A 26848-nucleotide genomic window follows, 5' to 3' on the forward strand; every position below is an offset into this window, starting at 1 on the left:
TGGGCGATTAAGAAGAGGGTTCCGTCGCCCGAATGCGTCTGCGAACGCTCCGTTGAGGCATTCGGATGGAGACTTGATTGGGAACCTAACGCCGTTGGATTCAAGGCAATGAAATCCGTCGACAGCGCCGTCGCCCTACGCGGCCCGCCGCGACGTATTGACACAGTGCTGTGCAAATTGAACGAGATGGCGAAAACGCAACTTGCCACGGCTAAAAAAGACACGATCGATGTAGACATCATTCTGTACCGAACGACAAATTCGGTCCGGATGCACAATCGTGTCGAGCTCGTAAGTAGGCAGGTTTTCAAACGGGCTCGAGTCCGTGGTGTGAGTTGCATCGTCACCGAAGCCGATATTGGAAACCAGATTTCGAGCCGGCACTGCGGTGAGACCATGGTTCATCCAACAAGCCAACATCCAGGGGATCGCCCAGGAATCAATTTCACCTGCGCAAACGCGATCATAGGTTCGCGTCCAATAATCTCGCTCACGGAGCGAATGACAATTCGATGCGAGACCATCGCGATCACGGTATTCGGGCCACGCAGCGAGTGTCCCCTCGTAGTGTTTCCAAGCACGGCGCCATGTCGCCCAACCCCAGCAATGAGGGTACTTCGAAAAGAAATACGAGGCCGAGGTCTCGTCCGGATCATCGTGGAAGTTGTCGCCACTGATCGCCATCACACGCTCGTCGTGCTCGTAGTACTGCAACAACTCGTTACAGTAGCGAAAAAAACTCTGGTTGGGGACGCAGTCATCTTCGAGAACGATCGCTTGCTCGTGTTGTTCGAAGACAGCGGTCAGACCACTGCTGATTCGCTCGCCACAACCAAGATTCGTGTCCGAATAGAATCGCTGGATCTCGCACGGCCAATCACAACTTTCGGCGATCTGACGCGATTGTTCAACTAAGGCCGCTTCCCCGGGATGAGAACTGCGCGGACCGTCACTGATAATACACAATACTTTCGGCCGTGCTTTGCGAATCGCTGCGAACGATTGCCGAGTTTGTGCGGGGCGATTAAAGACAATAAATGCAATCGGGATATCAAGCATGGTCGTTGCGGATCGGGCAAAGGATGGAATGCGATATCAACCGCTAACAGGACACGGCTGCCTTCGAGTCCATCGTCAAATTGTTGCCGGCACGACCACCCTAAATCACCGCAACGATCCATTTCCTAAAAAACGAACATCCTAAAAAGTCACCCCAGCTGGCACAACACGAGCTGGCATCCGCACTCACTCCACGCGCTGAATCGATACGAACGTTTTAGCGCATTTTGAAACATGACGTGGGATTCCTTCCGTAGCTTGGCTCGCAAGAACGTCGTTCACCCTCTAACGACGGTAGCTATCTCAAAATCAAAGATGCTCTAGGCAGCGATACGCTGCGGTGCAGGCTCCGTTTCGACGTGATCACGTGGAAGGGGCACCCCAACCGCAGAGACCGTTTGCGACTGCCATTGCATGCCAAGGATCCGCCCCAATCGAGTGCAGCGGACCAACGCTTCATACGTCAAAACACTGCCCCCCACACTGATCGCAAACGCCAAGATCATCTTCAAAATCGGGTTCGCATTGGGCAGCAACAGTTTGAGATCGAGGTGCACCAGCCCCAGGATCGGGTGATGTACCAAATAAATCCAAAATGAAGCCGCCGCCAAGTACTGGATCCCCACGGGCAAGCGAGGAATCGGGCGGCTGACCGCAATCGCAAAAAGCGTGACCGCATAGGCGGCCAGCACGGTCACAATCGCGAGCCCGGCTTGCGCCATGGCATTCTCGCCGATAGCAAGATGCCAACGCCCCAGCGACACGGCGGTGAGCAATAGCATGACGCTCGCGATTCCTAACATCCTTGTTTTATTTTGAAACCGACTAAGGCTGGGATCGACTTTTGCAATCAACAAGCCTGCGGCAAAAAAGGTTCCGCTATAAATCCATTTACTCAGCACCGGGTAGAATTCGTGTTGGAATCCCCACACCACATTCGGTGCCACCCCAAGCGTGACCGCAGCGGAAATCGCTAACACAGTGAACGCCAACGCCGGTTTCTCAGCGACCTTTCGCACCGCATTTCGCAACACGTTCACTCGTGCCACGATCGCCGTAACCACGACGTACAAGAACACGTAAAGCAGGAACCATAGATGGCTGAGACCCCATAGATCACGATCTACCACCCCATCAAACTTCATGCTTTTCAGCTTGATCGGTTCCACGATTCCTTCGGCAACCCAGGCGAGTACCCAAATGTACAAATCCAGCGGCAAGACCACGCAAACCGCAAAGGCAAGTGGGATCAACAATCGTTTTGCACGATTGGTCACCAGCGTGCGTGCACCAAGATGCACGCCTCGACGCGACAGCGTTTGCCAAGCAAAGAATCCCGCCAATACCAAAAACAATGGCATGATGAACACTTCGATGCCCCAAAACAGCCAATCGATTGAAGCGTTCGCAGAATCGCGAACCGTCCAAGAAAGCCCTGGCATCGGGTTTTGCAAATAAGGCACGCAGGCGTGAAACAACACGACGCCGAGTGCCGCACCGGCGCGGACCGCATCAAGCCCCACAAATTTCTGCGTCGTGGCTGCCAGATCGACGGATCGCTCCCTCGCGTCCCATTCGCGAGGTGATCGCGATTGCAAACGAGACGTCGTCGAAGTGCGTTCGGTTGGAAATGCAATGATTTTCATCGTGCATTGCCAATACCAAAATCAATCGCGTCAAGGAAAGACCAAGTCGCGATCGCTATCTTGCAATCGACACACGCATATCCCGCAACGCCGATCTCCCTGATTTCGGTAAGGCTTCGACAAACGCTTTTGCTTCTTGCAATTCGCTGTTCTTGAACAATCGAATCTCGCCCCGATAACGCGATTCGATGCGATTGAGCTTCGTAAGCTCATTCCACGAAAGACCGTTGGCGAGGTGCCATGCAACCGCTTGGGCTGCTTGTTGAGTGATTTGAGCACGACCGAGTTGATTGCAAAGTTCAATCAACTCTTCGTCTTGCGTGTACGATTCGATTCGAACCATGCGGTACGGGATCTTGGGGTTAGGATCCGCTTTTCCGTGTTCGAGACATACCGTCGTGGCAACGACTTTACGTGTTTTCTCCGCTGCGATTCGCATCACCCCGATGCCAAACACGTTACCTTGCGGTGCGTTGAGACCTCCCCGATTGTTGCCGAATTGATTGTTGCCTTGCGGTCCGCCGGGTTGAAAGCCGCCACCAACGCTTTGGTTCCCTCCTCCGTTTTGTCCCCCTTGTCCCTGTCCTCCTTGTCCCTGGACTCCCAAGGGAGCTTGTCCCCCATTGAAACCGAATTGAGACAGCACGGCCCGATGCGGCACCGCGGCGATCGATTGCGGCAATTGAATCTTCAATTCGTGATGGGTTAAGTTTTTAATCAAGACATTCGCGTGACTTGCATCAACTGGAATGAATTGCACCGCAACCTGCTTCGAATCCATCGCGTCAAACAAAGCCAAAGTCGCGACGTCCTCGGCCGCCGGTAATGCAACGGTGCAAAGCGTCAGCATGAACGTCGTAAAACCGCGTTGCAGATTTAAATAACGCATCGAATTCCTTTGATTGAGTAGACAAGCGCGGACTCGCGCAGCACGAGAAATCATGCGTTGGCCTCCCCTGCTGAGTTCACTCAACAAGGCACAAACCGTGCCAAGACATGGGGAGTGCATTTTGCTTGGTTCCCAAGGACGAACGATTGGCAGAATCGAACAACTGTTGCGGATCGCCACACCCAAGTTAATGCCACACCGCTGTTAACCTTCGATCGCGACGGGGTGTTCCCGCCGCCCACAATCGAATCAACGACCGGCGTTCGCTGCCGAATCGGACACGTTCGCTTGCCCAGGTTGCCAGGGAACTTGCCCCCCGCGTTGAAGATGGATGGCGAGGCGTTTTTTTAGATCGGCGACGACTTTCGGGTTTTCAGCAAACACGTTCTTCGTCTCTTGGGGATCGGCTTTGAGATCGTAAAGCTCCAAGGCGGAAAACGGATGATTCTGCATCAGTTTCCATCTCCCTCGGATGATCGCATGATAAGCATGCCCGACATAGCGATGGCCTCCCTCGCGGCGAACGAAATAGAGCTCACGCGGCGACGCGGATGCAACCAACTGTTGCGCACGTCCCTCGAGAACACCTTTCAAACGGATTGCATCACTATCGTCGGGATGCTCCGCGCCTGCGTACTGCAAGAAGGTGGCGCCAAGGTCGAACGTCAACGCCGCATGATCACTCTTGCTTCCCGGTTGAATGTGCCCCGGGTAGCGAACCCAACAAGGAACCCGCAATCCTCCCTCGTAATGACTCTGTTTCCCATCTCGCCAAGGATCGTTGTTCTGGGCATGCGGCAACGAGCCTCCATTATCGGACGTAAATGCAACGACGGTATTCTCACGCAACCCAAGTTCATCCAAACGTTGCATCAGCCGTCCGATTTGATCATCCAAATGCTCAACAAATGCGACGTTCAATGCGCGTTTGGGATCGAGGTTCGGCGATCGTTTTTGCACGCGATCGAGCCATTCAGCGGGCGGCTGGATCGGAAAGTGGGGAGCGTTGTAGGCCAGATAAAGAAAGAACGGCGTCCCCGCATGCTCAGCCCGTTCGGATACATAATCGACTGCCCAGTTCGTAAACAACTCGCTCGCGTGCCCTGCGGGCTCAATCGCGGCGTTGTTATTCCGCATGTAGTTTTGACCGTGACGGCGATGCGTGTAGTAATCGTCCATCATGTCGCCGAGAAAACCATGAAAATGGTTAAAACCACGTTCCAACGGGGTGTTGGGCGACGTCAAGCCAAGGTGCCATTTACCGACGATGCCCGTTTCATACCCCACCTCACGCAGTCGATCGGCGAGCGTGGGAATGTCGTGCCGCAGATACCCCCAAGAGTTGCTGGCGTCGGTTCGAATCACTCCTGGCACCCCGACACGATCGGCATACATGCCCGTTAGAATTGCAGCGCGTGTTGGTGAACAAACCGTGCAATTTGCACGCATGCGTGTGAGCATCATGCCTTCGGATGCCAACGTGTCCAAATGGGGCGTTTGTATATCACGTGCCCCATGGCACGAAACGTCACCGTACCCGAGATCGTCGGCCAGGATGAGCACCAAGTTTGGACGCCTCGTCGGCTCCCTCACCTCCGCCATGACCTCCGCATTCATGGCACACCACAATGCCACAAACAGATTTAAACGAAATGGTAACGACATCGTGGGGATGGCTCCGCAAGGTGATCGAATCGTTTCACACCGCACTAACTTAACCGATTGTCGACGCCGTCGCGTGAGAGTTCCCATCTCCGACAAGCTCGACAAGGCATCTCGCTCAAACAATTTTCGATCGCTTCGGAGCCGATCCCTCCGCGCATGCCCCTTAAAACGAAGCCTTTAACGTTGGGATGAAAGCAAAAAAAATCCCGCCAGATTTGACTGACGGGATTCTCAACTTGATGCTCAGTTGGTTACTTGACTTGAACCAGATTGAGATGAGTGAGTTGCTCTTTCTCTTCCTTGGTGAACGTCATCTCAAAGTAGTGAACCGTCTTCAATCCCTTCATCCCCGCCAATGCATCCACGACACGCGCGCGATAAGCATCCGAGAAATAAATGGCGTCAGCATCTTGGCTGTTTCCGTACCAACCGATCCATAGATCCGTGACCGACTCAATGTATTTTAGCGAAGACAAGTTATCCGGCCTGACCGTTGAGTTGATGATCTTCAGTTCGCGAATTCTCAAATCCTCGATCGGTTTGAGGGTCGTGATCATGGTTCCGCTAAGATCAAGTGAATCCAAACTGGTGAAGTTATTCGCAATGATCCCTAACGTGGAATCATCCGCGTGCCCTCCTCCAATCTGACGTGTCGATTCGGGTGACAAGTCAATTCGACGAATTCCCGGCAACACTGCAGCAAGTCTTAAGTTGCGGTTCAGTTCCTGCGAGGAGCGAACGGATTGAAACGCAACCGATGGGAAAACGGGTAAATCCGTTTCCGAAAGCTTTGTCGGGGTTCCCGTAACCGCGACATTGGACATCAACAATTGCCGCCACACGTCGGTGATCGCTTGATGATGTTGATTGCGTTTCATAGTGGCACTGATCACGTTGGTCGCGTGATAGATCATCAGCGCAATGAGGCAAACGCCCAATACCGCCAGAAACGTGGTGAACCATTCAGGTCGGTTTGACCAACGAAATGGGGATCGATACGGAATTGCCGGTAACTCCTTCTTCCGCTTCGTCGGCGGTTCCATGGTCACGGGCGATACAGGCAGGTCAGGTGCCGCGTTGGAATGTCGGGACGATATGTCCGCAAGCCGCGGATCTTTTTTGGATCTCAAAATGACGAATTCTCCCAAACGATAAATGAAAATGTGAATAAACACCGCTCTAAGCTACCACACCTAGGGACATTATTCCCACCTTAAATGCGTGAGTTTCCCACGAATGGCTGGAAAGCAAGGCCCTGAGCGAGTCCCCCGGCCTTTCGATAAAGGCCCGGGCATTCCGCGATTCTCGTTGCCGACGGCAGGACGTCGCAATGGGATTAGCCTCGTTTCCCCGCTCCATCCACGATCAAACGAAAAGGGCCTCTCAGCGGCAGCGGGGGAGAGAATGTTGCAAATTTCGCCTGCTCAATCCAGTGGCAAACAGCCCCCCCTGCCTATAAATCAATGTTTGTAGCGGTCAGCGGAGCGGTACAATCCCCCTAGTGGCTCACGATTTGGGACTGGGGACAGTGGGACTTGGTGGGACTTGGGGACAGAGCACTATTCTGGGGTATGTCCGCCCGCCTCAGCAGCGAACTTGGTGAACTTGGTGAACTTGGGGGACAGAGCATGGTTCTGGGGTACGCCAGCCCGCCTCAGTTGGACCATCCTCCTGGGACTTGGAGACAGTGAACTTGGAGACAGTGAACTTGGGGACAGAGCATTGAACTTGGGGACAGAGCATGGTTCTGGGGTACCTCCGCCCGCCTCAGTCGCACCATCCCCCCCAATCAAAGTGCTGTGTCCCTCAGCGATCGTGGCCGCCGCGCAGTTGAACCGGCGACAAGAGCCCCTGGGGACAGAGCTTGGTTCCGGGGGGGACATGGGGACGACGGGACTTGGGACGGGACTTGGGGACAGAGCACTATTGTGGGGTATTGGGACTTGGGGAAGGGACTTGGGGACAGAGCATGGTTCTGGGGTACGTCCGCCCGCCTCAGTCGGACCATCCCCCAATCAAAGTGCTGTGTCCCTCAGCGATCGTGTCCCTCAGCGATCGTGGCCGCCGCGCAGTTGAACCGGCGACGAACCTAACGTGCCAAGGCACATCAACGAACACCACTCCCCGGCTAGCGGGCTGACGCCTCAAGATGCGTCACAAAGGTCACCCAAACGTCAAATAGGCAAGCAATCCGAGTTGAAACAGTGTGATCCCCGACGTGACCGAATGCCAACCATGAAATTGGCTGCGAAACAACTGCACCAAAATCAAGATCACGGTTAGAGTTCCCATCGATTTCCCGAGTACAAAAAGGCTGAAAAAGGTAGGCTCCATCTTCAGCAATGCCAAGCAAACCGGATTCTTCTCCAACTCTAAAATCATGTCGGAATTGTTAAAAACAAGAAACATGTCATAGATTGAAATGAGACCAATCAATGCGCAGCAAACGCACAAATATGTTGAACGAAATCTTGCAGGAAGCGTCGGCCATCCTTTTGAAAAAGAGCTAGATTCCAGGGCGGGAAGTACGTTCGACATAAGGTTTTTCACCATGAGGTAGGAAGTGAAACGGTGGTGGGAATCGGACGAAACAGGTGGGCATAAGATTGAAGCCCCTCGTCTACTTTTCACTCGCTACGCACATCCCGTGCCGACCGCACACAACGGTGCCAACTAACACCTTACGGTCGTCAAGCGGCCCCCACGACCACATTCCATTTTGCAAGCCGAAACCGTGCCCCGAAATCTCTCAATCGCTGCTGCAAAAATTGGCATTTGACGTTGAAACGGCAAGCAATCGAAGCCGAATCCGAACGTAAAGCATTGAAGTAACTGTGATTTATGCACAAGTACTCCCCATGCCCCGAAAAGAGGCGACCTCCCTTTCGCTGTAGGGAAGGGAGTGCACAAAGAGGCCAACCTAAAACGCTGCGGCGACGGCTAACGCGGGTCATTCCCCCCTGCAAACAAATTGTGTTTTCCCCCTACGAGAATGTCACCACGGCAAACCGCCATCGCAACGACACTCCAGCGTCATCCGCAGTTCCCGGCTCGCGATACTTCTTTGAAGACGATCTCCGAACCCACCGTGTCGGATCGTTGGTCTAGAGCTTTCCCCGCAAATGAAGACGCCCCAAGAGTGGCGGAATGGGGGCGTTGCGGCGTCCCAGCCCCGCTCGCTAGGCTGCTCGCTGAAACGCGTCCCCTCGCGATGGGCGTTTTAAAACGCCTCTTCCTTTTCATTCCCACTATCTCGCCCCCCGTTGCTGCTCTTATCCCTGCAATGTTGTTATGCCAGACTTGAATTCGTTGAACGAACTGCTCCGTCATCATTTCGGTTATTCATCGTTTCGCCCTTCCCAACGAGCGGTCATCGAACATGTGCTCTGCGAGAAGCATGCGATGGTGGTCATGCCGACAGGAATGGGAAAATCGTTGTGCTACCAAATTCCCGCGTTGACGATCCCCAGTGACAGCGACGAGATGGTGTTGGTGTTGTCACCGTTGGTGGCGTTGATGCACGACCAGGTCACCGATTTGCGGAAGCGTGGGATTGATGCCGCCTACATTAACTCCTCCTTGGATCGCGCAACTCGCGAGCTTCGCTACAAGGAAGTCGCCGCGGGCAAGTACCGACTGTTGTACGTTACCCCCGAGCGATTTCGAAAAGAGGAGTTTCGAGAAGTGCTTGGCAAACGCCGCGTCAAGTTATTGGCAATCGACGAAGCTCACTGCGTCAGCCAATGGGGACATGACTTTCGACCTGACTATTCTCGCATCTCCGAGATCCGCCAATGGCTTGGCTCTCCCACCACGATCGCCTTGACGGCAACGGCGACGGCGGAATGTCGCCAGGATATCTACCAACAAATTGGAATTCCGGCCGACGAGATTCAATTGTTCTACCAAGGCATCCAACGCCCCAACTTAAAACTCGATGTTGAACATGTCCTTGGTGACCAGGAAAAATTCGACTTGATCCAACAATGTCTCGATGACGAAGCCTATCGCGGCGGCAGCGTGGTCATCTACTTTTCCTTGATCAAAACGCTATGCCGATTCAGCGACCATTTGTTAAGTCTTCGCGTCGATCACGAATGTTATCACGGCGACTTATCGAGCCAGAAACGCCGCCAAGTACATAACCGTTTTTTAAGTGGGGACACGGACATCGTGCTGGCCACCAACGCCTTTGGAATGGGGATCGACAAAGCAAACATCCGCGTCTTGATCCACGCCGAAACGCCTGGTTCGATCGAGTCCTACTATCAAGAGGTGGGTCGCGCAGGGCGTGACAATCAACCGAGCCGATGCGTATGGTTGTACGACCAAAGCGACCTGATGACGCAAATGCAATTTATCGAATGGTCCAACCCCGATGCCGATTTCTACGGACGGCTCGTTAACATGCTTGTGGAACACAACGAGTCGTGCCGCGCCTTTGGAATCGATTGGCTCAACGATCGATTGCAGCGACTTAGTCGGCACGATCACCGTATTTCGACGGCGTTTGCGATGCTGGATCGCGCCGGCGTGATCGGAGGGCCGCACCCACCAGAATGCTTTGACGTGCTGACGCCGATCCCGGAACACTTTCGCAACAGCGAGTCGCTCGCCGAAAAGAAACGGCGAGACCAACAGCGACTTTATGCGATGGTCCAATTGGCCGCCGAGCAAGACGATCGGAAGGCATTTTTGCAGCAGTACTTCGAAGGCTCGCCATCATAGCACCGCTTTTCAACGGGACTGAGGCAGTCGATGCACGTTGCAGCCTCAACCGAATCCGATATCGTCTTCGTGCAAACCAAACTCGTTTCACCGTTTCGTGGCAAATCGACTCTATGACAGAATCATCCGACACCCCGGGCGACTTCCCTGCAACCGGCCGTCTTGCCGCGATTGATTTTGGCAGCGTTCGCATTGGCATCGCCATCTGCGACCCCGACCGAATCTTAGCGAGCCCGCTGGAGGTTCATTCGGCATCCGAGTGGGCAAAGGACGGCGACTACTATCGCGAACTCACGAAACAGGAGCGAATCGCGGCCTTTGTCGTGGGACTTCCCATCCATCTCGATGGCGGAGAAAGCGAAAAGAGTCTCCAAGCCCGCGAATTTGCTCGTTGGCTCTCCGTAGAAACAGGCAAACCCGTTCGCTTATTCGACGAGCGTTTTACGACCGCCGATGCGAACAACCGCATGAGGGCGGCAGGCTACACCCGCCAAGGCAAGAAGAAGCGCCTCGATGCTGTCGCAGCACTCGTGATCCTCGAATCGTTTATCGAAGCGTGTCGATATCGAGGGGAGCTCGTTGGCGAGCCATTGGGCGAACCCTCCGAGGAAACCCCAGGCGACACCCCCAGTAAAGGAGAGTCGATTGGTTGAGCTCTCACCAGCTCCCCAGCGTGATTAAGCCGCGTCGCCCGCAGTCAACGCGACCATCAAATCGAGGAAACGCTCGTCTGCGGCGCGGCGCCGACGCACTCGTTCGGCAAGGCTCCACCCCGATCGGATCGCGAGCACCCGGCGAGAAATCTCAACGTCCGACAGACGGACTGCATTTCGCCGGCGGCCTTGGGGACTCGATGCGTTCTTGGTGGACACATCCGTATCGCAAATTGCTGTCAACATGATTGAATCCTTCTGACAAAATTGAACTAGCTTGGAAAAGTAAAAGCGTATGGAGCAGCTAGGCCATTGAGGGCCCACTACATTTGAGCTCCCACGATTCTCAGATCGCCGGTGCCCTTTGTTAATAACTAAGCGGCTTCGCAAGCCGACAACGAATCGATCAAATCGAGGAAACGCTTGTCCGCTTCACGACGACGACGGACACGCTCCGCAATGCTCCACCCCGATCGGATCGCAACCACTCGCCGAGCAATCTCAGCGTCCGACAAACGAATCTCATTCGGAGTCGATGCGATCGATTTCGAGGCTTTCGAGACTTTCGCATTACGGGTGATGGTCAACATCAGAGAATCCCTCCAGATAAGGTGAACGCATTGCCTTGGATCAAGGCGACAACTTCATTTGTTTCGCCATTTCGGCTGACACCGCCGGTGGCGAAGCAAGGGAGAAGCAATTGGTATGCCAATCCAAGGACCTAAGCATTGCCGGGCAAAGACCGTTCACCAGAAAAGGGCATAACAGGGCGAAAAAAGGGTGCAAAACGCCCTAAATTGCGACATTCCCTATTATCAATCTCAAATCCAATATTTTCAAACACCCCAGATCGACTGCTCGAACGCTGGTAAGATTTTCAACTCCCTAGTCGGAATTACCATCACAACGCAATCCTCCGACGGGCCCCCCACAATCGCAGTGATTAGCTTCCTCCAACTCTCGAGGGAGCATTGTCCTTGAAGATCCACGTATTGAATCTGATCCTGAGCGTCATACAGCATGCCATCGATTTGTTGCGAACGATCGGGGGACCAAACGAACGAACCGTCTAACTCAAAGAACAGCTTTGGCAACGATTCGAGCCGGCTCGCGGCTTGCTCAAAAGTGGATCGCAGTGCGTTCGCGTCGGGGCCGTAGAAGTAAACATGGAATCGCTTCATAGGGAGCAGCGCCAAAGAGAGGGGCCAAAGAGCGGGTTTCGAGGAAGAATCGATCGTCGCAAGCCACGTTCGGTTCCGCAAGCCACCTGCGTGCGGTAAACCGCATTCCGCATCGTTTGCCCTACTTTGTTGACGTGTTTACTCGGCGACAATCTTCCCCATGCGGGGCATTCTTCCTCACCCCTCGTGAATCGTTTAGCACCGGAGCCGCCTGACGCCGAGGGCATCGTCAGGATGCGAACAGGCGGACGTTTCTCATAAAAAAGCATTTCATAATAGCTCGCCAGCACGACCGATTACGTGTTCGTGAATTCTCGGCAACCCCATCGCCGCCGATCGATTGATCGGCGGCATGACGTTTGCGTGTTAATGGTCTGCACTGGATACGGTTAGTCAAATTGTCAGAGGTGACACCTGACTGGAGGCTAGAGGAGTGCGACTGTGATGAAGGCATTAAACGATCCTCAATTTGCCTTTGGACGAGAACCTCTTGGAACTCTCAACCCTCTTACTACGTACAACCATTATTGCAAATCGATCCCTGATCAACAGCAATCTCAGCGACCGTGCTAACGGATTCGCTGGGATGCTTGGAATCGAGTGTACTTTACGATCGGGCGAATACAGGGACAGACGCGTTTTGCGTGCGAACTTACCAGCGTGTCAGTTTCTCATATTTTATATAGAAGGAAGACAACATGGTTTCTCTCAATTCTCACTCCCCTCCTCCGAAGCTCTCGGGCGGATTCGATTCGTCGGAGTTGCGTTTAGATGAGAGTGCATCGCGAATCCAAGAAGAGCTTTCCGATTCGTTGGGGATGTATCTGAAGCAGATGGGGTGCACCGCACTTTTAACTGCGGAGCAGGAACTCGCTCTGGCGAATCGGATGGATGACGCCCGGATTCTGTTCCGCCACGATTTGCTGCGCATTCGTTTTGTCGCGGAGGATGCGGTCTTGTCTCTCCGTCAGATCCTCGACGGCGATGCGCGGGCGGACCGCAGTCTGAGTTACGCGGTCACTGACGAACAGGCAAAACGCCAAGTTTTGAACCGATTGGAACCCAACGTTCGCACGTTGGAATCGTTGCTGGCGCTGAACAACGTGGACTACGAAGTGATTCGTGACCATCGTCACTCGTTAACGCAGCGAAGCGAAGCGCGGGGTCGCTACTTGCGTCGGCGTGAATCGATCGTGGCGTTAATTGAAGAGCTTGGATTGCGACTCCCAGCGATTGAGCAACATTACGACACGGTGTTGAGGATGAACCGTCGACTGGGGACATTGCGCCGCAGACGCACCGAATTGAATCTTGAAGAGCACGCAGAGTACGAGGTCATTTTGCGTCGGACTCAGCATTCGAGTTGCGGACTGGACCGTCGAGTCCAAGAACTTCAGCGGAACTACGAGCGTTATACGTCAACCAAACAGAACTTGGTGGAAGCCAACCTTCGGCTGGTTGTGTCGATTGCCAAGAAGTATCGGGGACGTGGTTTAGCGTTTCTGGATTTGATCCAGGAGGGAAACTCGGGTCTGATGCGCGCGGTTGAAAAATTCGAAGCGAGCAAAGGCTTCAAACTCTCGACCTACGCCACCTGGTGGATTCGCCAAGCGATCGGCCGCGCGGTCGCTGAGCAAAGCCGCACCATCCGCATTCCGGTACACGTGGTCGGTGAGATGAACGATCTGCAACGAACGATTAGCGATCTGTATCAACTGCTAAATCACCGCCCCACGCATCGTGAACTCGCTGATTCCTCCGGATTGAGTGATGAGCGTCTTGCCGTGCTCGAGCGTTCGTTAAGCACGAGCTATAGCCTGGATAACTCGGGCACAGGAGAGGTGCCGACGAATCTTCGCGATATTCTACAAGAAGAGAACTCGGTTCCGCTCGGTGCTCAGGCCGACGCGAACACGTTGAGTCACCGCCTAGCGGCGCTGATGGACCAGCTTGATGAGCGTGAGCAGGCGATTGTGCGAATGCGTTTTGGTTTTGAAAACCACTCTCCACAAACGCTGTCCGAGGTTGCCAAAGTCTTTAAGATCAGCCGCGAACGCGTTCGTCAAATCGAACGGCGGGCCCTGCGGAAATTGCAACAGCACGACGAGGTTAATAGCCTAGCAGGATTCCTCGATTAAGCCCCTTTCTTTCCCGTCACTGCCTCTTGCCCCATCACTGCCTCCTTCGACACCAAACACTGCCTGCCCCCCTTCGCATCCCCCAATAGAGAACGATTTCTTGCCCAAGGTAGACGAAAGTCTGCGTAGTCAACGGTAGTGCAATCCACCGAACCAAGGTATCATCTGCAGCGAATCGCCCGCCTTTGCGTCGTCTTCTCTTGATCGGGCGTCTTCTTCTGATCGGGGAAGAGCAATTCGAAAGATCGAGAGGCGGCAGCAACCCAATGCGATATTCCGAGCGGGGACGACGAAGTGAGCAACCATTATGAGCAGTTTATTTAACGCGATTAATTGGGTCGATGTTTTCCGGATGGAATCCGGCATCGGAGTCACCATTGTCGCGGCCGACGGCAGGGTCGCGTACAGCAACGAAGCGGCACGTGCACTCTTTGGCGTCGAGCCCGCAAAAACGCCGGGACAGCGAAACTTAAGCGCCCTGTTTCATCCCGAATTCGTGCGGGAACGACTCGCGTGGATTCAGCAAGTCATCAAGGAAGGCAAGCCGCTCAGGGCACGGCATATCTACAATGGCCAGCAAATGGCTTCGACCTTCTACCCAATCCAAGATGGGGGCGACCTGCTACAGCAGACCGCCACTCCCACGAGTGGCGATGAGGACCACAGCGACGACAACCTTCGTGAAGCCGGCGAGGACAAAGTCTCCGCCGATGCAATTGTCGAGCATTACGCTTTGATCATCTCGCGCCGTGATGCCGATGTTGACTCTCAGGACATCGAAACCGTTACCAGCCAGTACGTGGACCTCGGCTGTTTGTCGGCGTTGAGCAATCGCGAGTTGGAAATTTTTGTATTGCTCGGGCACGGCAATAGCGTTCCCGGTGTTGCCAAAATGCTGCATCGCAGCCCGCGCACGATTGAACGACACAAAACCGAGATCGGGCGAAAGCTTGGCTATTCAACCTTGGCGGAGATTGCTCGGGCCGTGGGACATCTCGGATTGACCTATGACCACGTTCAACTGGAACGTTTTCACGCGCTCGCCAAAGACCGCAAGCAAGAGTGAAGGCGAAAGCAATGACAGCATTTCGTTGGTTAGATTGAGCTTGCCAAACTGAGCATGCAACCACTAAAAACGAAAGTGTTCGTTGTGAACTTGCTTCCTTGTCTCATTGCTTAGCCCTAACCTCACCCTTCCCCCCCAATCGCCGTCGATTCTCGATGCGTCTGACTCTCTCACCAACGACCGGGCGAATTTTTTTCAGCCTTGCCTTGATCGTCGTTTCATTCGGAGCGATCGGTTGTGGGACCACGAAGGAACAGCTAGCAACTCAACAGTTGGTGCTCAGTAAAGCGGTCGATCGCAGCGTCGCGGGGATTGACTTTCGGCCCTTGTCGGGGCGGAAAGTTTACCTCGACACCAACTACTTGAAAACGTCGAAGGATCTTGGCTTTGTGAATGCGGATTACGTGACCAGTTCACTCCGCCAACAAATCGTTGCCGCCGGTTGCCTGTTGCAAGATGCCGCCACGGAAGCCGATGTGATAATCGAAGCGAGAATCGGAACCCTCGGTGCGGACGACCATCGAGTCACTTTTGGTATTCCTGAAAACAACAGTCTCTCCACAGCCGCTTCGCTGATTCCTAACTCCCCCACCATGCCGTCGATCCCAGAAATTTCGCTTGCCCGCCGCGACGCCCGCGAGGGGGCCGCGAAACTCGCTGCGTTTGCTTACGAGCGTGAATCTCGCAAAGCGATTTGGCAATCGGGAATCCGCGAATCGACCGCGACCGCTCGTGATACCTATGTTCTCGGCGTCGGCCCGTTCCAAAGCGGGTCGATTCGCGAGCGAACCAAATTGGCGGGGAGCCGTTTATTCAAATTCGGCGGGAACGTTGTCTCCGAATCGCCTTCGGAAAACTATGCTCGCCCCCACGTCAACTACGCCAATGAAACTCGCTTTCAAGACGGTTGGCCAGTCTTGGACAGTGAACGGGCCTTCATCGATTTCATTGAAGGACCGCATGACGCCCCACCGGAAGAGGCAACGGCGATCGCCGACCTACCGTCAGACGCCTCTGACAGCGAAGTCCGCTAACGAGTTTCGCTAGCGAGAATCGCGTCATCGTCACCTCGGCACTCGAGTCGATTCCGGATTACAATCCAGCGTACCATGAGCAACGCGTATCAACTTATCGATTTTGGAGACGGGCTAAAGCTAGAATCGCTTAGCGGCCATCTCGTTTCGCGTCCGTCGCCGGCTGCCGAAGGGATTCGCCGCAAGCATCCTCAACGTTGGCGTGACGCGCACTCGGTGTACCACGCTGACGCAAAACGGTGGAGTCACCATTCTCGTTGGCCAGAAACGCTGAGCATCGATTGCGGAAACTTTCGGATGCCGGTTCGCCCCACACCGTTTGGGCACATTGGGCTATTTCCTGAACAAGCAAAAAACTGGGAGTGGTTGTCCTGCGTCCCCCAGCGCGACCAACTTCAAGCTTTAAACCTGTTCGCCTACACCGGCGCCAGCACGATGGCATTGGCACGTGCGGGTTTCGAAGTCGTGCACGTGGACGCTGCCAAACCCAACGTCAGCGCTGCCAAAATGGCCGCCGCGGCGAACGACATGAGCGATGCCCCGATTCGCTACATGGTCGACGATGCCGCCAAGTTTGTGGCCCGAGAAGTAAGACGCCAACGAAAATATCACACCATCGTGATGGATCCCCCCGCCTACGGCCATTCCCCAAAAGGAAAAACGTGGCGATTGGAACGCGACCTGTGGCCGCTGGTGGATGATTGTCTCGAGTTGATCGATCCGCTGAATTTTCGGATGTTGATCACGGGACATTCGCCGCAAGTCGATGCGAGCGATGTGCTTGAATACTTGATGCGTTCGGCGGCAATCAAAGCTGCCCAAAAAAACGATCGGCTCCGCTATAAAACGGGCCGATCGGCAATTCAAGATCGATCTGGACGCAGCCTCGACGCGGGTTTTTACCTCCGCGTCGAAAGTGGTGATTAGCTGCGAAGCGATTTAGCCTTTGCGGGCAATCGCTTCGACAACGGCTTGGCCCATGTCGGCTGGGGTGGGTGCGACCACAATGCCCGCGTCTTCCAAGGCAGCGACCTTTTCTTCGGCCGTTCCCTTCCCGCCGCTGATGATCGCGCCGGCGTGTCCCATTCGCTTTCCGGGAGGGGCAGTACGACCGGCGATGAACGCGGCCACAGGCTTGGTGACGTTGGCTTTGGCAAATGCCGCAGCTTCTTCTTCGGCCGATCCACCGATTTCACCGATCATCAAGATCGCTTCGGTTTGGTCGTCTTCTTGATACAGCTTTAGCAGGTCGATAAAGCTAGTGCCGACGATCGGGTCGCCACCGAGTCCCACGCAGGTGCTTTGACCAAGACCGAGGTTGCTGGTTTGCCAAACCGCTTCGTAGGTCAACGTACCACTGCGGCTCATCACGCCGACTTTGCCTGGGTTATGGATATAACCGGGCATGATGCCGATCTTGCACGAACCCGGCGTGATCAAACCAGGGCAGTTAGGGCCGATCAGGATCGAGTTGCTCGCTCGCACTTTTTCGTAGACGCGAACCATGTCGATGACAGGCACGCCTTCGGTGATCGCAGCGATGATTCCGATGCCCGCATCGATCGCTTCGAGGATCGCGTCAGCGGTGAAAGGCGGCGGCACGAAGATCATCGTTGCGTTCGCACCGGTCTTTTCGACCGCTTCTTCGACTGTGTCAAAGACAGGGATGCCTTCGACATTTTGGCCGCCTTTGCCTGGCGTGACCCCGCCGACCATGTTGGTGCCGTAGTCACGGCAACCGAGACTATGGAACGTGCCGGCGTTGCCCGTGATGCCTTGGCAGATGACTTTTGTGTTTCCGTCAACCAGAATGCTCATGACCGAATGACTATTGTAGAGAACGTGTGGGAATGGAAAGTTGAACCGACTTGGGGGTGGTCATCCGTCGCCGGGGCGACGGAGTTGACGCGGTTTTGCCTTGTAGTGCTGCAACGAGCCCAGGGAAAGGTTTCCCTTAACCTGCGGCAGCCGCCACAATCTTTTTGGCTGCGTCCGTAATGTCGGTCGCGTTGATAACGTTGACGTCGCTTTCGGCAAGCATCTTGCGACCTTCTTCGACCTCGGTGCCTTCGAGACGGACCACCAAAGGAACCGTAAAGCCGACCGTCTTGCTCGCTTCGATCAAAGCCGATGCGATCGTGGTACAGCGTGCGATCCCGCCAAAGATGTTGACCAACACGCCCTTGCAGTTCGGGTCCGACAACAAAATCCGGAACGCTTCGGTCACTTGTTGAGCGTTGGCTCCACCACCGACATCCAGGAAGTTCGCTGGCTTGCCACCGTGGTATTTGATGATGTCCATTGTCGACATCGCCAATCCGGCACCGTTGACCAAGCAACCGATGTTGCCTTCGAGCTTAACATAGCTGAGTCCCGCATCGCTGGCACGAACTTCGCTCGGCTCCTCTTCGGACAAGTCGCGGAATTCGAGCAAGTCTTTGTGACGATACAGCGCGTTGTCGTCGAAGGTGATCTTCGCATCCAACGCAATCATTTCACCACTGCCGGTGATCACCAACGGGTTGATCTCCGCCATCGCACAATCGTAATCGACAAAGAAGCGGCAAATGGCGGGCATGAACTTGAACGCAGCCTTGGCCGCGGCGCCTTCAATTCCGAGCTTCTTGCAAAGCTTGCGGACTTGGAATGCCTCCAGACCGACCGCGGGATCAAAGTGCTCTTTGAAGATCAATTCGGGAGTCTCTTCGGCCACTTTCTCAATCTCAACACCGCCTTCGGTGCTGACCATCAAGACCGGGCGAGCCGCTTCGCGGTCGACAACGATGCCGAGGTACAATTCGCGGGCAATATCACACCCCGCCTCGACAAAGACTTGATTGACGACTTTGCCTTCTTCGCCAGTCTGGATTGTGACCAACGTTTTTCCGAGCAATCCGTTTGCAGCAGCACGAGCTTCGTCGGCGCTTTTAACTAACACGACACCCCGCTGTTCGGGGTTATCGATAATGGTTCCTTTACCACGTCCGCCAGCATGAATCTGGGCTTTGACAACAGCAATCGAACCACCGAGTTTGTCATAGGCGGCAGCCGCTTCATCAGCGGTCGTAGCGACATGCCCTTCCAAAACCGGGACACCAGCTTTGCGGAACAGTTGCTTGCCTTGATATTCGTGAATTTTCATCGACTTAAAGGGTGCTTTCGCGCTCGCGCACAAGGGAAACGTTTCCGAGAAGTAGAAAATATACGTCTGGAACGCTGACTCAGGAACCATAGCGCCAAATTTGTCCGCCCGAGAAGTTGGAAAAGTCTCTAAGCGGGCGTCTCTAAGCGGGTGTCACGGTGCGGGCATCACGGTCGAGCACGAAGGGGCAAAGTCGCACACCGAACTCGAAGACGCCTGGAGCGAAATTCCATCGGCGCCGTTGCAGCGTGAATCGACGCCCCGTCGCCCATTTCCAGCGGCCGACGATGGCGAGCCCCCTCTCGGCGCCATACGGCGCTGGAGCTTTAGGACATTAGCGCTGAAACGGCCTCAGCCTTGACCAACTCGCGAGGTTGATTCAGGTGGTTGTAGACGATCGTTTCCGGTGCGATCCCGAAGCTGTGGTAAATCGTCGCTAATAGTTCCGCAGGATGCACCGGGTTTTCTAGCGGCGCCGAGGCGGTTTTGTCGCTCTTGCCATGGACATACCCGCGTTTGATTCCCGCACCAGCCAATACCGCGGTGTAGCAATACGGCCAATGGTCGCGGCCATCATCGCTGTTGTTATTGCCACTGGTACTGACACCCCGTTGAGGACTGCGACCGAATTCGCCTACCGCAACGATCAGCGTATCTTCGAGCAATCCGCGCGTGTCCATGTCCGTGATCAATGTCGATAGCGCCGAGTCGAGCATCGGGGCGGATTGGTCTTTCATCCGCTTGCTCAGCCCGCTGTGGTGATCCCACGAATGATTGTCACTGTTGGCAACCTTGGGCCAAATCACTTCGACCACGCGTGTGCCGGCTTCCACCAACCGTCGGGCCAGCAAACAGCTTTGACCAAACGTGTTGCGTCCATAGGCATCGCGGATCTCGTTGGCTTCGGCCGACAAGTTAAACGCATCGCGTGCACGCCCCGAAACGATCAACGACAACGCTTGGTCATAGTACTGGTCCAATTCAAACGATTCGACCGCTTCATTGATTTGAGGCATTTGGGCATTCAGCAGATCACGCAACTTCGCTCGCCGCTGCAGACGGACACTGAAGACCTCGGGTCGCAGTTGCAGATCATCGATCTTGATGCGACTCATCTTTTCCATATCCATATCGTCACCATCAGGATAAAGCGTATACGGATCAAACGCTTTGCCGAGAAACCCCGCGGTACCTCCCTTACCCACGACGTTGGATTCTTGCAGCGGACGCGGCAGCATGACAAACGGAAGCATCGGTTCTTCCAACGGACGCATCTTGACAATGTTGCTGCCAAAATTCGGAAAATCCTTGGGCGATGGCGGTTCGAGTTGCCCCGACGGACTGACCTTATCGGTCGTATAGCCAGTCATCATTTGGTAGATCGCCGCAGTGTGGTTGAACAAACCATTGGGCGTGTACGACATCGACCGAATCATCGTGAAGCGGTCGTTCACTTGACTGAGCTGCGGTAAGTTTTCGGTGAACTTCACCCCGGGGATTTTTGTGCTGATCGGCTTGAAGACGCTTTTCACATTGTCGGGCAGATTCTCTTTAGGATCCCACAAATCCAACTGACTCGGCCCGCCCTGCAAATACAGCAGGATGATACTTTTGGCCTTGCCCCATCCCGGCCCACCGACCTGTTTTTCGGAGGCCGCGGCACTTTGCATGTTCAACAGCGACGGCAACGACAAACCGAGCATGCCACATCCGCCCACTCGCAAAAACGTGCGACGCGTTGCCGAGAGATGCGGATCGCACAGATCCTTTGCTTTGAAACCTTTGAATGACAACATCGTTCGTTCTCTCTCTTGGTTAATTCAGTGATTGAACAGAAACGCAGGGCTATTGATTAACGCCCACGCCAAATCTTCGGCTGCGGTTAAACGGACGTTGCCGAGTTGCTTCGTACTTTCGGCAAGGTCCCGGCGAAGTTGGACAAGTGCCGGATCGTCCTCCGTCGCGATCGAAAAAGTCATTTTGCGTTGTTCCAACTGCACCAACATCGGGTCCGGCGGCACAGGTTTTCGAGCTTCAGCCAATGCCGTACGTAAATCGGCGATGCCTTTGTCCGTGGCTGTACCGTAGTCGACGATCAACTTGGTGACCGCTTCGCTGCGTTGCTCCGCCGGAGTCGATAGCGCGGCGGCGATCGACTCGCTTTGGCTGAGCGGTATGTCGCCTTCGGCCGTGGTGGCGGAAATCCGGAATAAGCCCAACCGATGTTTGTCGGCATTGTGGAACTGATGCAAATCGAACGTCAACGTGCAACCGCTGGGATTCGCGATCGGCGTTTTCAGTTGGAACGTGGCCCAATGCACCACACCTAGCGAAGGCGATACAGCCCAGCCGCCTTGATCATTCGTCTTTCCATCAAACGTGGTGCTGATGTCAAAGCCGCCCTGAGTGAAGTCGGCTTGTGCTTTGGCGATTTCGACCTTTTCCAGCTTTTGATCTTTACCGTTACCTTGCACTTGGATCACCAATTCAGTGACCACGAAATTGCCGTTGTCGGGCAACCCGGGACCACCAGCGGGCAGGTCCGCGGCCGGTAACGCTTCGAGCCGAAACCCCGTGATCTGTTTCAATGTCGTGGGCATCTTGACCGTGTAGATGCCTTTGTCGGCGTTGCCTGAGGCTCGGATCGAACGGTCCCCTTGCGGCGTCAACACCGCCTTGTTCGATGCCGACAACTCAGTCGCCGACAATGGATGCCATTCCACGTTGGACGCGTCGGCAAATCGTTTTTCAGTGGTCGCGACCAACTGGGCTTGCGCTTCGCTCAGTGCCATTTCAGCCGCAGCAACTCGTTTCGCGCGTTCTTCTTCGAGCCGCGTTCGTTCGGGCTTGATTGCCTCGGTTCGCTCGGCAATCTGCGAGACCACCTCGGCAAGTTTCGTTTCGCGAACATTTTCGAATTCGGACCGCCGAATCGCCCAGTCGGCTTCGGCTTGCTCAACCTGCTTTTGCAGCGTGTCATGATCGACTTGGACTTGGCCAATGATGCTCTTGAACGCCGTGGTTTCGGGCGTGGTAGGCCGCCGTCCGATCGCTCGCAAGAAAATCTCTTCGGCGAGCATTTCGTCTTCGCTGCATGTCTGGACGATTTTGGCGAGTTCATTTTGAGGATCCGAAATCGCGGTGCCGACCGTAGGCCCGCTGATCAGTGCCATCACCGGGCCGAGCTGCAGATCCGAGGAACGTTCACATTCGCATGCACTTTCCCGCACCGGCCGCCCCAGGTTCTGTAAGAACCCATCGGCAAGCTTCACTCCGGAATCGGGTAACGCCGCGGCACGCGTTCCCTTGGCCACCCCCGGAATCGAACTGATCGCTCCGGTAACCTGATGCACCGCATCGTAAATCACTTCGGCCGGCAATCGTCGTGGCATCGCATGCGAGTAATTCAGATAGTCGTCTTCATTTAGCGGATTCGACTCGATGCTCAATTGATAGGTGCGACTATTGCAAATCAAACGATGCATCGCCCGCGTATCAAACTCCGATTCGACGAAGCGATCGGTCAGAAAACTCAACAGCTCGGGGTTGGTCGGCGGGTTGCCAGCGCGGATATCGTCAATGGGTTCGATCAAACCAACCCCAAGCAAATAGCCCCACAATCGGTTGACGTAACTGCGAGCAAAATAGGGGTTGTCGGCGTCCGTCATCCAGCGAGCCAATTGTTCGCGGCGCGACGGATTGTCACTCGTTTCATGATCGACGGCGAAGGGAAAACTTGGTGGGACGGTATCCCCGGTTCTGCCATGTTTGATCTCACCGTTGGTTTTGTCCGCCACGATTTCAAACAGCGGCTTAGCACCTTCGACCGCCGAGCCACCAATTTTGCGATCGCCGGAGGCAGGATCTGTCTGTAGATCGACCTGAGCAAAGTAGGCCGCCATCTCAAAGTACTGGTCTTGGGTCCAACGTTCAAACGGATGGTCGTGGCACTTGTTGCAGTTGAAGCGGATTCCCAAAAACAAATGCGTGGTGTTCTCCATCGTGTCTTCGGGGGTACGCAGCACTTTGAAATACGACGCGGGAGGATTTTCATTGTTCGATCCGCTAGCGGTTAACACCTCGCGGACAAATTGGTCGTACGGTCGGTTTTCCGCAACGCAAGTACGAATCCAGTCTCGGAACTGGGTGCTTCCCTCGACCCCAAGAAATTTCCGATTGACTTGCAACAAGTCGCACCACTTATTGGTCCAGTAGGCGATGTAAGCTTCGCTGCCGATCAATTCATCGATCACCTTGGATCGCTTTTCACCCGTCTCAGTCGGATCCGCCAAAAACGATTTGACTTGATCGCTGGTGGGCAACAATCCGGTTAAATCGAGATGCACGCGGCGTAGAAACGTGGCGTCATCGCACAGCGGGCTGGGGACCACCTTCACACGCTGCCATTTCTTTGCGACCAATTCATCGATCGTGTTGTGGGTCACCAACGCCTGATCTTCGTAACCGGATCGATCGCCCATCACGGTCAACGTGGTGGCGGCGTAGGCACCTTCAAAACGAGCCAGGATCGGAGCTTCGCCGCGGCGAATCGCCGTCAGCAATCCTTTGGCATCGGCCGTGGCGACTTCGGAGTTTCCGCTCTCGATAAACGCTTCGCTAGTCACGTCACGCGAAGTGCCGTTGCGATAGGTGGCGACCACTCGCACTTGTTGACGCGACTGGATCGCTTGGACGGTGGGATTGGTTGGAGAAATCTCGATCGACGCGACGCGTGGCGACTGTAAATCCACTTGGCTTCCATCGGCAATCCAGCGGCGCAGGATCGCATGGTTAGGGTCTCCGTCGACCATCACGACGCCACCTTGGTGCGGCGTCAAACCGAGTGGTTTTCTCAGCATCAACGAATTGTCGGGCGAGGCAGGGTTGATGCGTCGAGCCGCTAAGTCATCTTTGAGTGCGCGCAAATCGAACACAGGATCGTAACCGCGCAGCGACAGCCGGAATCCATTTTTTCCCTTCTGAGCTCCATGACATGTTCCTTGGTTACATCCCAAGCGGCTAAGTACGGGATTCACGTCGTGAATGTAATCGACCGCGCCGGGTGCGTTATCGTCAGCGTGCGGCGACGTCACCTCGACCTGAATCGTTGTTATTCGTTCGCCAAAACGAACCACCATTTCTCCATTCCCCTCGGCGATCGGTCTGATCAAACCACGTTCGTTGATGGCGATCAGCGAGGGCACCTGGACTTCGCAGCAACGAGTCACGTCAACTTTCGAGTCGTCGACAAGCGTTGCCGTCACTACGATTTGGTTGTAGGCGTAGGGCGAGTCCAACCGGATCGTCTCGGGATCGACCGTCAATTTGCGAACTAATTTTGCATCCACGCTAAGTTCGTCAGAGAAATCCCCATCCACTGCGACTTGCGATTGCATCCACGCTTTGGCGTCAAAGGCAGTGAGTTTGACGTTCTTTTCCGTTTCGATGGTGACAATCGGAAACTCGGACACGAGCTTGCCGTCGGCATCGAGTCGTCGCAACACGGCGTCGTTGGCGGACATCAGCAGCGCATTGTCGCTGGCAAAACGAATCGCGTAGACCGCGGCCGTGTCGCTACTCCATTTTGCGATCTCGGTGGTTTCTTTGGATTGATACGCGGCAACAATTTCCTTCTCTTTCGCGGAACGCTCTGAATCTCGCTTGGCCATGATGGCTTTGATTTGCTCGGACAATTCACCGACAAAGTCATACTTCCAAACTCGCACTTCACTGCGGCCATCGAACGTCGAGGCGGCGGCCAAACGCGAGCCATCGGGGCTGATTGCGACACTGAAGATTCGCCCTGGCATCGCCGGTAAATTGCGGATCAAGTTGGCATCGTCACCAATCTTTCTCGCGGTTTCGCGAAAGACGCGATAAACCTTGGCGACACCATCCGCGCCTCCAATCAAAATTTCATTTCGCTGGGGATGGATCGCGACACTATTGAGACCACCCGAAAGCGCACCAGGCGTGATCGAGGTGATGTTGTCAATAAAACGCTCGGTGGCGACTTCGGTCAATTTGCACGACATATCCCGAGCGACCGAAACCAAATGAGTCCCATCCGGCGTGAAGACGGTGTCGCGAACCCAATCGTCGTGCGCGCCTTGAAACAGCACCTGTTCCCCCGAAGAGGAGTCGATGGCTCGAATCACATTATCGGTGGCACCAAAGGCGAGTTTGCTTCCGTCGGGCGACCAACTGCCACCACTTAGCGTATCGTGCGTCAACGGCAACGACATCTCGAGTTTGCCTGATGCGACATCCCAGATTTGCACCTCGCCCTGAACCCCAGGGGTGCCTCCGATCGCGGCGACTCGCTTGCCGTCAGGTGAAAAACGGACGGTATTGATTCGCGGACTCATTCCAATCAACCGCGAAATCGTTTGCCCCGTCTCGCGATTTAACAAAATCACTTCATGGAACCCCGCCACGGCGACCTGCTGAGCATCCGGTGAAACATCCAGCGATGGCAGCGTGGGGGGGCCAACATAAACAGGCGGATTGCTTTGATTGAAGCTCCGTTCCGTCGAAGGGAGCGAGTCATCCTTGGCCCCTGCGGCGATCCAGCGCCGGATCTTCTCAATCTCGATCGGGTTGAGCGGCTTGGCCGGTGACTTAGGCATCTCCGCGTGCCCACCGACCGGAGTGATCTGTTGGACCAGATAACTCTCGTCCGGTTTGCCGGGCACGATGGCTGCGGATTCACTCTCACCGCCTGCGACTAACGAAGCAAAATCGGTCATGTTGTACCGGCCAAGTTGCTTCGCACCCTGATGGCATCCGAAGCACTGATTTCGAAAAATCGGCTCGATGTCGCGAGCAAAACTTAACGGGGTCTGAGGTTCGGAAGACTCCTCCGCTCCCCCATGGACACACGCGAGTGAAACGAAAGCGAGCAAGATCGTTCGAAAGACCATGGCATGACTCGTGTTGACGGAGTTCGTTTGCTCACAGAGCTCCGAGAATTGCCAACGGCGAACTGCCATTTCGAATCATGCGATCGACATGAAGACGGCGGAAGTGTGACGCGTTGCTATTCAGAGAACCGTGAGTCTGACAACGCCAGTCCAGTACCCACAAGAACGAGCGAGGGTACGAGTAGCCCAGTTCATGGGCGGGCGAGAACGGGCCGGGTGCCAACCACTCCATAGTTCAAGCAGCGAGGCACAACAGACCGTTAAGCCAATATAGAGGAAGCCTTGCCCTCGTCAACGCTTTTCCAGAGGTGTAAACTCTGATCGTCCGAGAAAGCGAAAGGCCACGAATCGATCGTGGATGTCGAAGAACCTCAGCGGGAGTCGTTCCGAAAACTCAACCGCATGGCGGTAGCCGAAGGGCAGCTACTTTAATAGCGGTGCGGCGCGAGCCGCCCGGTTGCAGCGAGCAAAACATTCGAAAACCACCCGCTGAGTGTCAAAGTAAGTGCCATTAGCCGCTAACCACGGTTCTCGAAACAACCGAGCCTCAAGCCCTTCGGCTAAGGTCGATTCACCGAATCACTCCTGCCTGGGTGCCCAAAGAGAAAGCCTCAAAAAGGAGGATGTGTACGGAAATGCCTTCCTCACTTACCTCTAGACTCTCACAGCGAAGCGATCCGCCAGAGAGAGCCTAAGTGCGGAGGAACAAAAACACAGGCAAATC

19 protein-coding genes are annotated in these 26848 nt (G+C 54.9%); 6 read left to right on the forward strand and 13 right to left on the reverse strand.

The features are described from left to right. Window positions 1-135: 135 nt before the first annotated feature. The 6 genes from Pla52o_RS11865 to Pla52o_RS11890 all read right to left on the reverse strand — a co-directional run bounded on the left by Pla52o_RS11865 (window position 136) and on the right by Pla52o_RS11890 (window position 7668). Window positions 136-1059 carry a glycosyltransferase family 2 protein gene (locus Pla52o_RS11865; protein WP_146594838.1) on the reverse strand — a complete coding sequence of 308 codons (924 nt, stop codon included), beginning with the start codon at window positions 1057-1059 and terminating at the stop codon, window positions 136-138. Window positions 1060-1379: 320 nt separating this feature from the next. Further along, window positions 1380-2705 carry an acyltransferase family protein gene (locus Pla52o_RS11870; RefSeq protein ID WP_146594839.1) on the reverse strand — a complete coding sequence of 442 codons (1326 nt, stop codon included), beginning with the start codon at window positions 2703-2705 and terminating at the stop codon, window positions 1380-1382. 55 nt (window positions 2706-2760) lie between these two features. After that, entirely contained in the window at window positions 2761-3594 is an 834-nt protein-coding gene (locus tag Pla52o_RS11875; RefSeq protein ID WP_146594840.1) for a hypothetical protein, read from the reverse strand. 249 nt (window positions 3595-3843) lie between these two features. Continuing rightward, window positions 3844-5259, reverse strand: a complete 1416-nt coding sequence (locus Pla52o_RS11880; protein WP_146594841.1) for a sulfatase family protein — start codon at window positions 5257-5259, stop codon at window positions 3844-3846. Window positions 5260-5510: 251 nt separating this feature from the next. Then, the gene (locus Pla52o_RS11885) at window positions 5511-6137 is read right to left on the reverse strand and encodes a hypothetical protein (protein ID WP_146594842.1); all 627 of its coding nucleotides are present in this window, start codon (window positions 6135-6137) and stop codon (window positions 5511-5513) included. A 1285-nt stretch (window positions 6138-7422) separates the two neighbouring features. After that, window positions 7423-7668: a hypothetical protein gene (locus tag Pla52o_RS11890; protein WP_146594843.1), complete on the reverse strand. Its 246-nt coding sequence runs from the start codon at window positions 7666-7668 to the stop codon at window positions 7423-7425. Between the two features lie 882 nt (window positions 7669-8550). Here Pla52o_RS11890 and Pla52o_RS11895 point away from each other — a divergent pair. Next, window positions 8551-9987 carry a RecQ family ATP-dependent DNA helicase gene (locus tag Pla52o_RS11895; protein WP_146594844.1) on the forward strand — a complete coding sequence of 479 codons (1437 nt, stop codon included), beginning with the start codon at window positions 8551-8553 and terminating at the stop codon, window positions 9985-9987. Between the two features lie 113 nt (window positions 9988-10100). After that, on the forward strand, window positions 10101-10640 hold the full coding sequence (gene ruvX, locus Pla52o_RS11900; RefSeq protein WP_146594845.1) for a Holliday junction resolvase RuvX: 540 nt from the start codon (window positions 10101-10103) through the stop codon (window positions 10638-10640). Between the two features lie 24 nt (window positions 10641-10664). Here ruvX and Pla52o_RS11905 read toward each other — a convergent pair whose 3' ends face one another. From Pla52o_RS11905 to Pla52o_RS11915, 3 genes are all read right to left on the reverse strand, one after another. After that, on the reverse strand, window positions 10665-10886 hold the full coding sequence (locus Pla52o_RS11905) for a hypothetical protein (protein WP_231612276.1): 222 nt from the start codon (window positions 10884-10886) through the stop codon (window positions 10665-10667). A gap of 128 nt (window positions 10887-11014) precedes the next feature. Then, complete coding sequence (locus Pla52o_RS11910; RefSeq protein WP_146594846.1) at window positions 11015-11230, reverse strand: hypothetical protein; 216 nt, start codon at window positions 11228-11230, stop codon at window positions 11015-11017. A 246-nt stretch (window positions 11231-11476) separates the two neighbouring features. Beyond that, window positions 11477-11821, reverse strand: a complete 345-nt coding sequence (locus Pla52o_RS11915; protein ID WP_146594847.1) for a hypothetical protein — start codon at window positions 11819-11821, stop codon at window positions 11477-11479. Window positions 11822-12519: 698 nt separating this feature from the next. Here Pla52o_RS11915 and Pla52o_RS11920 point away from each other — a divergent pair. The 4 genes from Pla52o_RS11920 to Pla52o_RS11935 all read left to right on the forward strand — a co-directional run bounded on the left by Pla52o_RS11920 (window position 12520) and on the right by Pla52o_RS11935 (window position 16986). Further along, window positions 12520-13959 carry an RNA polymerase sigma factor RpoD/SigA gene (locus Pla52o_RS11920; RefSeq protein ID WP_146594848.1) on the forward strand — a complete coding sequence of 480 codons (1440 nt, stop codon included), beginning with the start codon at window positions 12520-12522 and terminating at the stop codon, window positions 13957-13959. 307 nt (window positions 13960-14266) lie between these two features. After that, complete coding sequence (locus tag Pla52o_RS11925; protein WP_146594849.1) at window positions 14267-15025, forward strand: LuxR family transcriptional regulator; 759 nt, start codon at window positions 14267-14269, stop codon at window positions 15023-15025. Between the two features lie 155 nt (window positions 15026-15180). Further along, entirely contained in the window at window positions 15181-16059 is an 879-nt protein-coding gene (locus tag Pla52o_RS11930) for a DUF6655 family protein (RefSeq protein ID WP_146594850.1), read from the forward strand. A 75-nt stretch (window positions 16060-16134) separates the two neighbouring features. Then, window positions 16135-16986: a class I SAM-dependent methyltransferase gene (locus Pla52o_RS11935; protein ID WP_146594851.1), complete on the forward strand. Its 852-nt coding sequence runs from the start codon at window positions 16135-16137 to the stop codon at window positions 16984-16986. A gap of 12 nt (window positions 16987-16998) precedes the next feature. Here the strand turns inward: Pla52o_RS11935 and sucD are convergent, their stop codons facing one another. The 4 genes from sucD to Pla52o_RS11955 all read right to left on the reverse strand — a co-directional run bounded on the left by sucD (window position 16999) and on the right by Pla52o_RS11955 (window position 26124). Then, window positions 16999-17877, reverse strand: coding sequence for a succinate--CoA ligase subunit alpha (gene sucD, locus Pla52o_RS11940; RefSeq protein ID WP_146594852.1), 879 nt, complete (start codon window positions 17875-17877; stop codon window positions 16999-17001). A gap of 136 nt (window positions 17878-18013) precedes the next feature. Further along, window positions 18014-19201 (reverse strand): ADP-forming succinate--CoA ligase subunit beta, encoded by a 1188-nt coding sequence (sucC, locus tag Pla52o_RS11945; RefSeq protein ID WP_146594853.1) that lies wholly within the window; start codon window positions 19199-19201, stop codon window positions 18014-18016. 326 nt (window positions 19202-19527) lie between these two features. Continuing rightward, window positions 19528-20997: a DUF1501 domain-containing protein gene (locus Pla52o_RS11950; protein ID WP_146594854.1), complete on the reverse strand. Its 1470-nt coding sequence runs from the start codon at window positions 20995-20997 to the stop codon at window positions 19528-19530. A gap of 24 nt (window positions 20998-21021) precedes the next feature. Further along, a complete protein-coding gene (locus tag Pla52o_RS11955) occupies window positions 21022-26124 on the reverse strand; it encodes a DUF1549 domain-containing protein (RefSeq protein ID WP_146594855.1) in 5103 nt (1700 codons plus the stop codon). Window positions 26125-26848 lie beyond the last annotated feature (724 nt).

Origin of the sequence: Novipirellula galeiformis (assembly GCF_007860095.1) — a bacterium.
Taxonomy (GTDB): Bacteria; Planctomycetota; Planctomycetia; order Pirellulales; family Pirellulaceae; genus Novipirellula; species Novipirellula galeiformis.